At 70.6% G+C, this 13,148-nt stretch carries 12 protein-coding genes, 1 tRNA gene and 1 pseudogene; 6 read left to right on the forward strand and 8 right to left on the reverse strand.

Translation table 11 applies throughout. The features are described from left to right. From AC08OJ_RS14075 to AC08OJ_RS14085, 3 genes and pseudogenes are all read left to right on the forward strand, one after another. Positions 1 to 357, forward strand: a pseudogene (locus tag AC08OJ_RS14075) (hypothetical protein); the annotation flags it as partial. 636 nt (positions 358 to 993) lie between these two features. Beyond that, complete coding sequence (locus AC08OJ_RS14080; protein WP_476595949.1) at positions 994 to 1,731, forward strand: glycosyltransferase family 2 protein; 738 nt, start codon at positions 994 to 996, stop codon at positions 1,729 to 1,731. Next, a complete protein-coding gene (locus tag AC08OJ_RS14085) occupies positions 1,713 to 1,892 on the forward strand; it encodes a hypothetical protein (RefSeq protein ID WP_476595950.1) in 180 nt (59 codons plus the stop codon). The genes AC08OJ_RS14080 and AC08OJ_RS14085 overlap by 19 nt, the downstream gene beginning before the upstream one ends. Before the next feature lie 501 nt (positions 1,893 to 2,393). Here the strand turns inward: AC08OJ_RS14085 and AC08OJ_RS14090 are convergent. The 4 genes from AC08OJ_RS14090 to AC08OJ_RS14105 form a co-directional block, all read right to left on the reverse strand. Then, positions 2,394 to 3,086 (reverse strand): hypothetical protein, encoded by a 693-nt coding sequence (locus AC08OJ_RS14090; RefSeq protein WP_476595951.1) that lies wholly within the window; start codon positions 3,084 to 3,086, stop codon positions 2,394 to 2,396. A 145-nt stretch (positions 3,087 to 3,231) separates the two neighbouring features. Then, positions 3,232 to 3,648 carry a WD40 repeat domain-containing protein gene (locus tag AC08OJ_RS14095; protein ID WP_476595952.1) on the reverse strand — a complete coding sequence of 139 codons (417 nt, stop codon included), beginning with the start codon at positions 3,646 to 3,648 and terminating at the stop codon, positions 3,232 to 3,234. Further along, positions 3,642 to 5,675, reverse strand: coding sequence for an NACHT and WD repeat domain-containing protein (locus AC08OJ_RS14100; RefSeq protein WP_476595953.1), 2,034 nt, complete (start codon positions 5,673 to 5,675; stop codon positions 3,642 to 3,644). The genes AC08OJ_RS14095 and AC08OJ_RS14100 overlap by 7 nt, the downstream gene beginning before the upstream one ends. Beyond that, entirely contained in the window at positions 5,620 to 6,147 is a 528-nt protein-coding gene (locus tag AC08OJ_RS14105) for a toll/interleukin-1 receptor domain-containing protein (RefSeq protein ID WP_476595954.1), read from the reverse strand. The genes AC08OJ_RS14100 and AC08OJ_RS14105 overlap by 56 nt, the downstream gene beginning before the upstream one ends. A 621-nt stretch (positions 6,148 to 6,768) precedes the next feature. Between AC08OJ_RS14105 and AC08OJ_RS14110 the strand changes: the two genes are divergently transcribed. Next, on the forward strand, positions 6,769 to 8,154 hold the full coding sequence (locus AC08OJ_RS14110) for a pyridoxal phosphate-dependent decarboxylase family protein (RefSeq protein ID WP_476593330.1): 1,386 nt from the start codon (positions 6,769 to 6,771) through the stop codon (positions 8,152 to 8,154). A gap of 139 nt (positions 8,155 to 8,293) precedes the next feature. Here AC08OJ_RS14110 and AC08OJ_RS14115 read toward each other — a convergent pair whose 3' ends face one another. The 4 genes from AC08OJ_RS14115 to AC08OJ_RS14130 form a co-directional block, all read right to left on the reverse strand. Then, positions 8,294 to 8,935 carry an NAD(P)-dependent oxidoreductase gene (locus AC08OJ_RS14115; protein WP_462203465.1) on the reverse strand — a complete coding sequence of 214 codons (642 nt, stop codon included), beginning with the start codon at positions 8,933 to 8,935 and terminating at the stop codon, positions 8,294 to 8,296. Positions 8,936 to 9,220: 285 nt separating this feature from the next. Next, a tRNA-Ser gene (locus tag AC08OJ_RS14120) sits at positions 9,221 to 9,307 on the reverse strand. A gap of 126 nt (positions 9,308 to 9,433) precedes the next feature. Continuing rightward, positions 9,434 to 9,880: a tRNA adenosine(34) deaminase TadA gene (gene tadA, locus AC08OJ_RS14125; RefSeq protein ID WP_462187576.1), complete on the reverse strand. Its 447-nt coding sequence runs from the start codon at positions 9,878 to 9,880 to the stop codon at positions 9,434 to 9,436. 108 nt (positions 9,881 to 9,988) lie between these two features. Beyond that, a complete protein-coding gene (locus AC08OJ_RS14130; RefSeq protein ID WP_476593328.1) occupies positions 9,989 to 10,480 on the reverse strand; it encodes a tRNA adenosine deaminase-associated protein in 492 nt (163 codons plus the stop codon). Between the two features lie 419 nt (positions 10,481 to 10,899). On the opposite strand from AC08OJ_RS14130, the gene AC08OJ_RS14135 reads away from it, so the two are divergent. Together AC08OJ_RS14135 and AC08OJ_RS14140 are read left to right on the forward strand one after the other, a co-directional pair. Then, positions 10,900 to 12,150 (forward strand): MurT ligase domain-containing protein, encoded by a 1,251-nt coding sequence (locus AC08OJ_RS14135; protein ID WP_476593326.1) that lies wholly within the window; start codon positions 10,900 to 10,902, stop codon positions 12,148 to 12,150. A gap of 78 nt (positions 12,151 to 12,228) precedes the next feature. After that, positions 12,229 to 12,972 (forward strand): type 1 glutamine amidotransferase, encoded by a 744-nt coding sequence (locus tag AC08OJ_RS14140; protein ID WP_476595955.1) that lies wholly within the window; start codon positions 12,229 to 12,231, stop codon positions 12,970 to 12,972. Positions 12,973 to 13,148 lie beyond the last annotated feature (176 nt).

Here is a 13,148-nt window from a genome sequence, read left to right on the forward strand (position 1 = left end):
CACGACCAGTACTACCGGCGCAACGTTGAGATCATGAGGGACTGGCTGGAGAAGAACGTCCCCAACGTGCATCCCGTCGGCCGCAACGGCATGCACCGTTACAACAACGCCGACCATTCGATGCTGACCGCGATGCTCACCGTGGAGAACATCCTCGACGGCACCGAGCACGATGTGTGGACTGTCAATGTGGAACAGGAGTACCACGAGGAGAAGGCAATCACCGACTCCGAGACCAGCGCGACAGCAGGAACTGGCCGCGACGCGCCGATCATTCCACGCCGAGACCACAGATCGTTCCTTGCTGCTCCATCCAGCACGAACAGCACGACGAGATCCGGCAGACCTGCGGGCTGACGCAGCCCGTCACCAACGAGAATTAGGCCGGACCATGATCGCTAGTGGGCAAGAGTGACGAGATGGGGTGCGTTGACGGCGCGCCAGCGGGCTTGGGTGGACTCGATCAGCTTGTCTGCCATGGCCAGTCCTGCGGCGCGAGACCTCGGCCCATCGGTGATCTTGGTGATGGGCCTTAGGGAACTTCGCCTTCCGTGCCACCGCCCTACGTGCCGTCGGTATCCGGCTCCCACGGGGCAGGTCACCCCTGGTACCTGAGCGCCCTTCCCGGAACCAGTCCTGGTCCAGACCGTCGCATTGATCGGCAGGCTCCGCCATCCCGCTCGATTCGGTTACGAACAGCACCGGCTGCGCCCGCTACGCCCCGCCTGGCGAGAGCTGTTCAGCTTGACGGAGCTCAAGGCCGTGGCCGATGCCATCACGCTGCTGCAGGAGCAGCCCACCCCGTTCCGACGGAGGCGAAGTTCGCCTTCCCCCGCGATTGGGAGCGTCTGCACGCCGATGCCGGTGGGGCAGTGAGATCCGTCTTCCTCGCGCCGAGCGGGCCGTTCGAACCGCTGGTTTTCTATGGAGTACGGCGACCGGCGCGACTTCGACGATGATCCCGACGACGACTGACCGGAGGTCGGTGTGGTAATGGCGTCGGCGTCGGCTGGGGCGCCGGGCGATCTGGACGTCCTGATACCCACCTGCGGGCGGCCCGCGGCGCTGGCTGTGACGCTCGCCGGCCTGGCAGCGCAGACCGCAACCGGATTCCGCGTCGTCATCTCGGACCAGACACCGGGACCGGCAGCGTGCGACACCCCCGAGGTCCAAGGGGTGCTGCGGCTGCTACGAGCGTGGGGCAGCGCCGTCGAGGTGCACCGGGGGCGGACGTGGCGGGGCCTGGCGGAGCAGCGCCAGTTCCTGCTCGACGCGTCCCGCGGCCGATATGTGCTCTACCTCGACGACGATGTGCTCTGCGAGCCGGCCCTCGTGGACCGGCTGCTCGCCGCCATCCGCACCCTGCGCTGCGGCTTCGTCGGCACCCCACCGCAGGGGCTGAGCCACGTCACGGACGTGCGGCCGCACGAGCAGAAACCCTTCGAGACCGTCACCGACGCCGCGGACGTCCGGCCGGAGCGGGTGCGCAAGGGCACTCCCGGCTGGGAACGCTGGCGGTTGCACAACGCGGCGAACCTCACCCACATCACCGCCGGCCTCGCCCGTCGCGGCCGGCTGCCGGCGGGTGGCTGGCTCGCCTACCGGGTGGCTTGGATCGGGGCTGCGTCCTGTACGACCGGCATGAACTGGTCATGGCGGGCGGGTTCGAATTCTGGCCCAGACTGCCCCCTGACCACCGCGGCGAGGACGTGGTGGCCCAGCTGCGGGTGATGGAGCGGGCCGGCGGGGCCGGCGTGCTGCCGGCGGGCGCCGTCCACCTGGAACTGCCGACGACGCTCCCCAACCGTCGCGTGGATGCCTACACCGAGATCATTGAATCCGACGACCAGGCCGACCAGGCAGGCAGCGGGCAGCTGCCACGACCGCCGTGAGGCTCCGCCGGTGCAGAAGTCACGGCGAGTGACCTGTGCCGGGTCGACCGGTGCCGCTGTGGGCCGTAGGCTGCCGCGGGCCGCGGGCCGCGGGCCGTGGGAGACCACGTTGTGCTGGGTGTTTCCGCTTCCGGCGGGCAGCCGCCCCGGCTAGCGTCCAGCGAGTGTGCAGTCGGGCCGGCAGACGGGGCATGACCATGGCAGACGGGGCGTGACCATGGACGATGACCCGTTCTTCGACTGCCCACGGACAGATCATGGTCATGGGAAGCGGGCGACATCCCGAAGCGCAGGTGCGGCATGGGCGACGAGTCCGATCGACGGCGGTTCCTCCGGCTGGCGGCGGGGGCATCCCTGCCACCCGGGCTGTTCATGGTCCGGAGCGGGCCAGTGACCCCGCGAGTGATCGCGTCCGAGGACGTCCTGAACCACATCGACGTCCGCATCCAGCAGATCACCGGGGCGTACGAGCGGACCCCGATCGGCGCGACGAGCGTGTACCTACGCCGGCATCTGCCGGCCGTCCGCTCCCTGCTCGCCGAGGGCGGGCACCCGACCGCCGTCGACGCCCGCCTGCACCGCGCCGCCGGCCGCCTGGCTGCCCTGTGGGCCACCACCCGCCACGACCTCGGTGACATCCCCGAGGCGACGGCCGCGTTCGCCGAGGCGTTCGGCCACGCCGAGGAGGCGCGGGACCGGGCACTGCAGTGCTGGGTTCGGCTGTGGCAGAGCTCCCTGGCCCGCAAGTCCGGCCGCCTGGCCTCCGCCCTCGCGCTGGCCCGCGCCGCCACGTCCCACGTCGGTGCGGGCTCGCCGGCCGCCAGCCGCGCCGCGGCGATAGAGGCTCGTACCCTGGGCGCGCTCGGTGAACGGGCGGGCGTGCACGAAGCGATCAACCGTGCCTGGCGCATCCAGGGGACGCTGAGCCGCGCGCAGTCGGGCAACCCCGGGTTCTCGATCGACACCCTGCATATGCTGACGCTCGCTGAACTGTCTGCGGCGGCGTACGTCGAACTCGGCCAACCGGACGCGGCCTCGGTCTATACCGACGCCTCGGTGCACCATCTCGACGTCGCCGGGGCGACCGACCTGCGGTCGATGGCGAGGATCGCCGCGGCTACAGCGGCCCTGCACCGCCACCACGTCGACGAGGCCGAAGCGCTCGTCACCGAGGCACTGGACATCTCCGAGCACCGGCCGAACGCCGTGGTGGTCACGCGGACCCACCGGTTCCTCACGGACGCCCGGCGGATCGCCGGGCGGCGCCAGGGCACGAACAACATCGCCGAACGCCTCGACACCTGGACGTTGCCGACGTTGCCGACGGTGCCGCCGGCGGTCACCCGGCGCAGGTGTCCTGGTAGGGCAGGCCGGGAATGTGAAAGCTCCACGCCGACTGGTCGAGCCCGCCCTGGGCCTCGTGGCAGGCGTATTCGACGACGCCGTTGCGGCGGAACGCGTCGACCGCGGCGAGCCGCCACAGCCGGACGGTGCCATCGTTGCCGCCGGAGGCCAGCGTCCCGCCGTCCGGGGAAAAGGCCAGCGACAGGACGGAGCGGGTGTGCCCGGTCAGCGGCTGCCCGATCTGCCGCGGCGGGGTGACGCTGGTGTCCCAGAGCCATACCCTCCGGCCAGATCCGACCGCGGCCAGGACCTGCCCGTGCGGGGAGAAGGCCACGGCCCGGACCGGTCCGGGGTCGGCGAGAAGGAGGCTGGGCGGCCGGGGCCGATCCGGGGCGGTGACATCCGTCAGCATGATCGATCCGTCCTGGCCGGTGGCTCTGAGGCGCCCGTCCGGGGAGAATGCCTCCCACGGCGTGGGGGGGGGGCCGCGGCGGCATTCACGCGCTCCCGCGCTTGTGGCCGGTCCGGGTCGGCGATGTCCCACCGCAGCACTGTCCCGTCGACGCCGGTCGCGTCGAGGTTCCGGCCGTCCGGCGAGAACGTCACCGACGTGATCCCGCTGCGCTGGCCGGTGAGGGGCGGGTCGATCCGACGAGGTTGACCCTCCGTCACATCCCACAGCACGACCGTTGCGTTCGCGCCGCCGACGGCCAGGATGCGCCCGTCCGGGGAGAACGTCACCGAGGTGACGGGATCGCCGCGGCTGGCGAGCGCGGTCGGGTCCTCGACGAGAGTCTGCAGCAGGTTCGCCTGGCTGCCGGCCTCACCACCGGCCTCACCACCGCTACCGGAGTCGATGTTTTCGGCGGCGATGGCGAGTCGTAACGCGCGCACCCGGTCCGTCGCCCGCGCGACGTTGGCGTTGGCGAGCAGGGTATGAGTGATCAGGGCGTGCCGCGCCCGTTCCGCGGTGCGCTGCGCCTGCCGGGCGGTGAGGGACTGCCAGGTGGCGATCGCGGCACCGGCGACAGTGAAGACGAGGAGCACGGAAAGGACGGTGATGACCTGCCGGCGGCGTTGACGTTCGTGACGTTCCCGGCGGCGGGCCGCCTCGACGCGCGCACGTTCCTGGCGACGGGCTTCCTCGATCCGCTGGTCGCACGCGTCGATGAACCTCCGCCCGGCCGGTTTGAGATGGACCACCGGCTCCTCACCGGCGCGGAAACGCTCATAGGACTGCCACAGCGTCGTGATGGCGGTGGTCAGCCGGTCCTCGTCCCAGAGCGGGCCGTCGTTGTGCTCCCACTCGGCGGCGGCGCGCTCGACCTTGCCCTCACTGAGCAGGGCGGCTTCCCGTTCCCGGATGACGGCATCCAGTGGCTTCCAGGCGGTCAGCAACGCCTCGTGGACGACCCCGACGGCGGTCCCCAGGCTGTCGCTGGGGGTGGACAGCAGCCGTTGGTTCACGAAGACCTGGAAGGTTCTCCGCAACGCGTCGGACGGCAGGTCCTTGAGGTCGATGCGTCGGCGGGTCCGCCGACCGGCCTCGTCGAGCGTGGCGAGCTCGGCCAGGCCGACCAGGATCTCCTCCCGGCCCAGCCCGCTCGTCTCCACGGCGTCGTCGAGGACGGCGTCGGCGCGGCGGGCCAGCGCCCCCTGCACGCCACCCAGCTCGTGGTACCGGTCCATCGACAGGGTGCCGCCGCGGGTCTGGTCCTTGGCCAGCTCATGGAGCGTGAACGCCAGCAGCGGCAGTGCCTCGCCGTCCTCGGTGTCCGCGACCATCTTGGCGACCAGCTCCGGCTCCACCTGCAGGCCGGCTACCCGGGCCGGCTCGGTGATGACGACCGGCAGCATGTCCCGGGCCAGCGGGCGGAGGGGGAAGACGTGCAGGTTGACCCCGCCCTGTTCGGGAGGGCCGCTCAGTTCGGGCAGGGCGAAGACCTGGTCCTGGAACTCGGAGCGAAGCGCCATGACCACCCGCACGGGACCGGTGACCCCATGCCGCAACAGGGTCGCCAACCGGGCCCGTTCCTCTTCGTCCGATCGGGTGAACAGCTCCTCGCCCTGATCGATGATCAGTAGCAGCAGTCTGTCCCGCACCGGGCCGGAGCCTGCCGTCAGAAGTTCTTCGGCCAGCCCCATCAGGGCCAGGTCGTCCTCCCTGAGCTGCCGGTCGATGTCGGTGACCGCCCACTGCTGGCCGACGCGCCTCGCAGCCTGGGTCAGGGTGTGGGCGAGCTTGCGGACCGGGTCCCGGCCCGGCCAGAAGGGGTCGGCCACCTCCCAGCCGGGCTCGCCCGCCAGCCGGGCCGGCAAGCCGGCGGTGACCAGCGACGACTTGCCGCACCCGGAGGCACCGACCACCAGTAGCAGACGCTGTTCACCGTAGGGAGCGTAGCCGGTGGGTGAGCCGCCGCAGCTCGTTGCCGCGCCCATAGAACACCTTGGCCATGTCCCGGGTGAACGGCCGCAGACCCGGGAACGGGGACCGGTCGTCCGCCCAGCCCAGCCCGCCGGCGGCCTCGACGCGCCGCAGCCCAACGTTCAGGTTGTCGGCCCATCGCGGATTTTCGTGCAGGTGAACGTGCTGCCGGTCCTCCAGGAGCGGGGAGGTGACCGTCGGCTCCACGCGCAGCGGCAGCAACAGGCTGCCGACCTCGTAGGCGATTCCCAGTTCGTAGGCGCACCATGGGGAGGCGTTGTAGGCGTTGGCGATGACACAGACCACGGCGTCGGCGGCTCGCAGCTCGTGGTGCAACCGATCCTTCCACATGTCGCCGGGCTGGACGCCCACCCGGATGTCCTGAGCGAGGAACACCCGGTGGCTAAGAAGGGTCAGCGCCTGATGAACCTCGTCGGCCAGCTCCGCGTCGGCGCCCGCATGGCTGACGAAAACTCGTGCCACCATCGCCCCCGGGATTCGCCGTGCACATCCTCAGGAACATTCTAGGCGCCGACGCCCTCGCCGCCCTTGTCACCGAACGGGTGCGATGAGGGCGACTGTGAAAGCACCGTCCAAACGCCGGGTCGCGCGAAGATTGCCCCGCGGTACGACACGTGTCCATCGCGCTGTCGTAGGACGCGTCGGCTTGTCCGGCGGTCCGGTTGCACGCCTGGGACCACTTCATGGCATGCTCGGTTTCGATGACATGAGGATGTGTCGGCCGCTCGTCCCCCGGGACGGCGGGTCTGGGCACCTTCCGCGGCGTCCATGGGGTATATGGATGGACGCCCGGGCATGTCGTCCCGTAGGCCGGGTCCTCATCGTGGAGGTTTGTTGTGAAGCGTGTCGGAGTAATTGTTCTGTTGGTTGCCCTGATTGGTGGCGGGTTCCTCTTCCGTCGTCAGCGCGGCAAGCAGGACGCGTAGCCTCGCGTCGTCCCCCGGGTCGCGGGAGATCACCCCGACCCGGGCGGCTTGTGACGGTCCGCGACGATCCGGTGTGAACTCGGGGTTGACCCGGAAACGCCGATGTTGCGGCGGGGTGAGCTACCCGATGTCCGGGCATGGCCGATCCTAGACTCCGCCTGTGCATCGGTTTGACGGGCAGACTGCCGATCTCGTCCGCGCGATCTGTGACTTTGCTCGCGTCCGGCTCGGATTCGATCCGGTACCGCTGGACGCGCCATTGTCACGGGACGAGTTGGCGGCAGCGGTGGGATCCACGATCACCGCCGAGGGCATCGGTGGCCGTCGCGTCCTCGAGGTGTTCGACGAGCAGCTGTCCCGCGCCTGCATCTCGACGGATCATCCCCGCAATCTCGCTTTCATCCCGGCCGCCCCGACCAAGGCGGCTGTGTTGTTCGATCTGGTGGTCGGGGCGTCGTCCATCTACGCGGGCAGCTGGATGGAGGGCGCGGGCGCGGTCTTCGCGGAGAACGAGGCACTGCGATGGCTGTCGGACCTCGCGGGCTTCCCCGCCTGCGCCGGTGGGCTGTTCGTACCGGGGGGCACCGTCGGCAACCTGTCGGCGCTGGCCGCCGCCCGGCATGCCGCCCGGAGTCGGTTGACCGCCGCCGGTCGGCCGATTCCACCGCGATGGCGGTTCGTCTGCGGTGCCGAGGCGCACTCCTCCCTCTACCAGGCCGCCACGGTGCTCGACGCCGAGGTCGTCGTCGTGCCGACGGATGACGCCGGACGGCTGACCGGCCCGCTGTTGGCCGAGGCGTTGGACCGGCTCGCCGAGCAGGGCGGCGCCGAGGCCGTCGATGGCGTGTTCGCGGTGGTGGCGACTGCCGGGACCACTCAGTTCGGCACCGTCGACGACATCCGCGAGGTGGTGGACGTCTGTCAGGCCCGCGGGCTGTGGGTGCATGTGGACGGCGCCTACGGGCTGGCCGCGCTCGCCGCCGCATCGACCCGCTCTCTCTTCGACGGGATCGCCGAGACCGACTCGTTCATCGTCGATCCACACAAGTGGCTGTTCGCGCCGTTCGACGCCTGCGCGCTGGTGTATCGCGATCCGGCGGTGGCCCGGGCGGCGCACGGCCCGCAGCGGGCCGGCTACCTCCAGGTCCTGGATTCGGCGGGGGCCTGGAACCCGTCGGACTATGCCATCGGGCTGTCCCGGCGGGCCCGCGGGCTGCCGTTCTGGTTCTCGCTGGCGACGCATGGCACCTTGGCCTACGGCCAGGCCATTGAGTCCACGCTGGCGACCGCCCGGGCGGCCGTGCTCCAGATCGCCGCGCTGCCTCACCTCGAGCTGGTGCGGGAACCGCAGCTGTCGATCGTGGTGTTCCGTCGGCTGGGTTGGCAGGCCGCGGACTACCGGCGGTGGAGCGAGAACCTGCTGCGGGACGGTTTCGCGTTCGTTCCGCCCACCGTGCACGAGGGCGAGACCGTCGCCCGGTTCGCCATCGTCAACCCGCGGACCACCGTCGACGACATCAGCGCGATCCTCGCCACGATGGCCTGATCCTCGCCACGATGAGCTCCCTCTCCCCGCCGTCCGGTCTTCCCGCCGGTTCGGTCTTCCCGCCGGTCCGGGGTACGGGGCGTGCCGCCCGGAGCGGCGCGGGTGGGTCCGACCCGTGCCGCCCGCCCGGGCGCGTGGCTCAGTTGCCGACGCTGAACCGCCGGTTGCGGTGCCGCGGCTTCTCGATCTCGTCGAGGGCCGCGACGGCGAGATCCTCCAGGGAGATGCCCGTGTTGCCCTGGGCGTCCACCACCGGCCGGTCATTGCCGGTGCGGTACCCTCCCCGGGGCTTTCCCTGGCCCACGTTCTGCGGCGGCGGGGTGATGGCGGCCCACCGTACGTTCCGGGCGCCGCGGTAGACGTCGAGCGCGTCGGCCTGGTCAAGAGCGTCCTTGCGCTCGGCGGCCGGGAAGCCCGGGGTGTCCACGAGACGCTGACCGTTCTCGTCCTCCAGGGTCCCCCCGCTGGAGACGTGGAGGATGCTCGGCGCCGGCTCGCCGATGCGCGGCAGGACGTCAACGAGCGTGCGGGCAGCGTTCGCGTGCACCGGGCGGTCCGCGCCGCCGATCGCCACGATGACGGCGTCCGCATCCTGCGCCAGCCGCTGAACGGAATCGCGGGACGTGACGTCGCCGACCACGCCGTTCGCTTTCTTGGGAAGTTTCTTCACCCGGGCCGCGTCGAGCTCGACACCGGTGACCGCATGCCCCCGTCGAATCGCCTCGTCGGTGATACGGCGCCCGATCTGACCACCGGCACCAAAAATAACGATTCTCGCCATGCCATTGCCTCCGACTCGCCGGTCGTGCAGCTGATGGAAACGCCCGCGGGTATCCATCCGCGGGCGTCATGGTCAGTAGTGAATTACTTTCCGCGTTTACTATTTCACGTTCCGCGGCGACTGCAAGTCGACGTCTGTCCGGGCTTGATCCTCCGGGACCGCTGTGCGGGCCCAGCCAGCCGCTGCTCGAGCCGGCGTTCCAGGTGCGGGAGGAGCCGGGTGCGGGAGCATCGTGGCTGGTTGGCCGGCTGGGCAGCACGCGAATAGTGAGACGTACCGATAGGGCGGTGGAGGTGGGATTTGAACCCACGGAGGGGTTGCCCCCTCACACGCTTTCGAGGCGTGCGCCCTCGGCCACTAGGCGACTCCACCGTGGATTAGCCTACCGGACGTCGCGAGAGTCCGGTTCGCCGGGGTGTGTAGGGGTCCGACGGCGCCGAGACGGCACCCCGTCGTCCCGTCGTCCCGAACCGGGCGAGCGTGGCGGCGGTGTGCCGGCTAGCGCCCCGCCGGGCGTCGGCGCGCGGCGAAGAACTCCGCCAGGAGCGCGCCGCACTCGCCGGCGCGAATCCCGGCAACCACCTCGGGTCGATGATTGAGCCGCCGGTCCCGCACCACGTCCCAGAGCGAGCCGACCGCCCCGGCCTTCTCGTCGACCGCACCGTAGACGAGGCGGTCCACCCGGGCGAGCACGAGGGCCCCCGCGCACATGGTGCAGGGCTCCAGCGTGACCACGAGGGTGGCTCCCGGTAGCCGCCAGGAACCCGTCCGGCGCGCGGCCGCCCGCAGGGCGATCATTTCGGCGTGGGCGGTGGGATCGGCGCCGCGTTCCCGCTCGTTGTGCCCGAGTCCGAGCACCGTGCCGTCCTCGGTCACCACCAGGGCACCCACCGGGACATCGGCGTGGTCCGGGGCCAGGCGGGCCTCGCGCAGGGCGAGCCCCATCGCCTCGTGGAAGCGGCCTGGTCCGGGCGGACCGCTCAGCCGGGCGGGAGCGCCCGCCCGGGGGTACTCGTCGGGATCGGTCATCCCGGATCAGCCGGACCGGTGAGCTCAGCCACGTGCGTCGTCGAGGATCTCCCCCGCCCCGGCCCGTTCGCTGAGCGCGCTGATCACATCGCCCGGCAGCATCCCCTCCTCGCCGATCAGTTCCAACAACGCCTCCGCGGGGGTGCCCAGATCGCCGAGTAGATCGAGATCGCCCACGGGGGCGGCATGGGCGACGGCGGACGCGTCATCCTCGTCGTCCGCGGTGATCAGCCCCGCCATCGAGGGCAGCGTGTCGGCGAACAGGCGTTCGGCGAGATCGGAGGTCACCAGGACCCGGCGATCAGAGAGGAAGACCTGCGGATCCGGGTCGTCGGGACGCACGCAGACCACCGCGAGGTACTCGTCGTCCTCCTCGATGAAGGCGATGACGGGGCCGTCACCCAGATCCCGCATCATGTCGGTGAGGGCGTCGAGGTCGTCGGCGTCGGTCGGGTCGAGATCGTGCACCGACCAGTGGCCGTGTACCTGCGTGATCGCGATTGCCTTCGTGGTCACTGTGCGCCCTCACGTCCCTTCTGCAACCGCGCGGCGGACCCGTGCCGGCCGTGCCGGTCCGGAATGCCCGCCCGGCGCGGCCCCCGGTGGCCGAACCGGCGCACCCGCGCCGACCAGCCGTGTTCCACCTGTGATTCTCACCTGTGGGGGCGGCCGTGGGTATTCCGGTTCACCCCGTCGGGTGAGTTCTACCGCGATGCCGCGTCGATTCCGCCACGGTGGTCCGGTCGACACCTTCCCTGGCGGACTATGGGTAACGCCAGCTCACGTGAGGTAATGTCCGGCCGGAACAAACCCCCGTCCGGGGGCGCTACCGGGTGGTACCGGGCCGATGACCGGGGACTGGACCGGGATCTATCGGAACGGAAGACGGGGCGGGCTTCGCCGCCCGGTGCCGTCGTGGCACTGTAGAAACCGCGATGACGACATCAATCCCCCGCCGGTTCACCGCCAGGACCCAGGCCGCGCTCGCCGTTGAACGTCTGGCGGCCGAGGCGTCACGCCGGCTCGGCCGTGGTTCCGGCGAGATGATCGGTGGCAAGCTCGCGCTGCGGGTGTCCCCGGGGGCGCTCGCAGAGGTCGGCTCCCACCGGATGACCGCCTGCGTGTCGGGCACCAACGGCAAGACCACCACCACGCGGCTGCTTGCCCGGGCCCTGGGCACCCTGGGGCCGGTCAAGTCGAACAGCGGCGGGGCGAACATGGCGCCCGGGGTGCTGGCCGCGCTGTCCCGGCCGCCGTTCGACGCGGCGGCGGCTCTCGAGGTGGACGAGATCTGGCTGCCGAAGGTGGCCAGGGAGATCTCGCCGCGGGTGGTCCTGCTGCTGAACATCAGCCGCGACCAGCTCGACCGGTCCAACGAGACGCGGCGCATCGCCGCCATGTGGCGTGAGCTCGGCTCGGAGCTGCGCGACACGACGGTGGTCGCGAACGTCGATGATCCCCTGGTGGCCTGGGCTGCGGCGGGCTGGCACCGGCAGGTCTGGGTGTCAGCGGGGCAGAACTGGACGGCGGACGCGATGGTCTGCCCGCAGTGCGCCCGGCTGCTGTACCGCAACAGCAGTGGCTGGTGGTCCGAGTGCGGGCTGGCCAGGCCCGAGCCGATCGTCGCGGTCACCGGCTCCCGGGAACTGCTCTGGTACGGCCGCACCATCGCGGCCCGGCTCGATCTGCCCGGACGGGTGAACCTCGGTAACGCGGCGATGGCCGCCGCCGCGGCCCGGGAGTTCGGCGTCGAGATCGAGGATGCGCTTGCGGCCATGACCGGCCTGGGCGATGTGCAGGGTCGCTATCAGGAGGTGGCGCTCGGCGAGGAGGGCCACCGAGGCCGGCTGCTGCTGGCGAAGAACCCCGCCGGCTGGGTGGAGATGATGGAGCTGTTGGCGGACGCGCTGCCGCGGCCTGTCGTCATCGACTTCAACTCCCAGACCGCTGACGGGCGGGATCCGTCCTGGATCTGGGACGTGCCGTTCGAACGGCTCGCCGGCAGGCAGGTGCTGGTCACCGGGGAGCGTAAGGAGGACATGAGCGTGCGGCTGGCCTATGCGGAGGTGCCGCACAGCGTGTATGCCAGCGCGGAGGACGCGGCCCTGGCCGCCAACGAGAAGGTGGTCGACGTTGTCGCCAACTACACGGCGTTTCGCGATCTGCTGGTGAGGTCCACGCGGTGAGGTCCACGCGGCGAGGTTGTGTACGCGGCGAGGTTGTGTACGCGGCGAGGTTGGTGACGCAATGAGGGGATCCACGCGATGACGGGCGGCTCGGTGACCAGGATCGCGCTGATCTACCCCGAGCTGCTCGGTACCTACGGTGATGGCGGTAACGCGATCGTGCTGTCCCAGCGCCTGCGCTGGCGTGGTCTGCCGGTCGAGGTGGTGAACGTTCCCGCGGGGTCGGCGGTGCCCGAGAGCTGTGATATCTACCTGCTCGGCGGGGGTGAGGACGCACCGCAGGTCCTCGCGGCGGACGGCATCCGGCAGAACCGGGCGATCCGGCGAGCGGTGAGCTCGGGAGCGGCGGTGCTCGCCGTGTGTGCCGGCTACCAGGTGATCGGCGCGACCTTCCCGTCCGGTGGGGAGATCCACGAGGGGCTGAATCTCGTCGGCGTGGAGACCCGTCGTTCCTTCGGCCCGTCGGACGCGCCGCCGCCGCGTGCGGTCGGGGACATCGTGGTGGAACCGGACGCACGGCTCGGCCTGCCCACCCTGTACGGGTATGAGAATCACGCCGGGCGGACGAGGCGGTTGCCCGGCGCGAACGGCATCCCGCTCGGTACGGTCCGGCTCGGGACCGGTGACGGTGACGGCGGAACGGACGGCATTGTGGATGGCCGGGTCATCGGCACCTACCTGCACGGGCCGGTGCTCGCGCAGAACCCCGCCCTCGCCGATTTCCTGCTGAGCTGGGTCCACGGTCCGCTGCCGCCGTTGGGCGCGCCCCGCGAGGTGGAGGTGCTGCGCCAGGCCCGGCGCCGCGCGTTGGCCGTCACCTGACGCGTCCCCTGGCGTTTTTTTGGGGGGGCAAGTTTGGGGGGACAAGGCGGACAGACCTGGTCTGACTCAGGTCTTGTCGTCATCTGCTACCAGGTTTGGATTTGCATTGAAATAACTTGATTATTCTATGTCGGGTCTACGGGAAGTGAACATGTAGTTCCACTCGCCGTGGAAAC

The organism is Frankia sp. CgKIO3 (assembly GCF_977946435.1).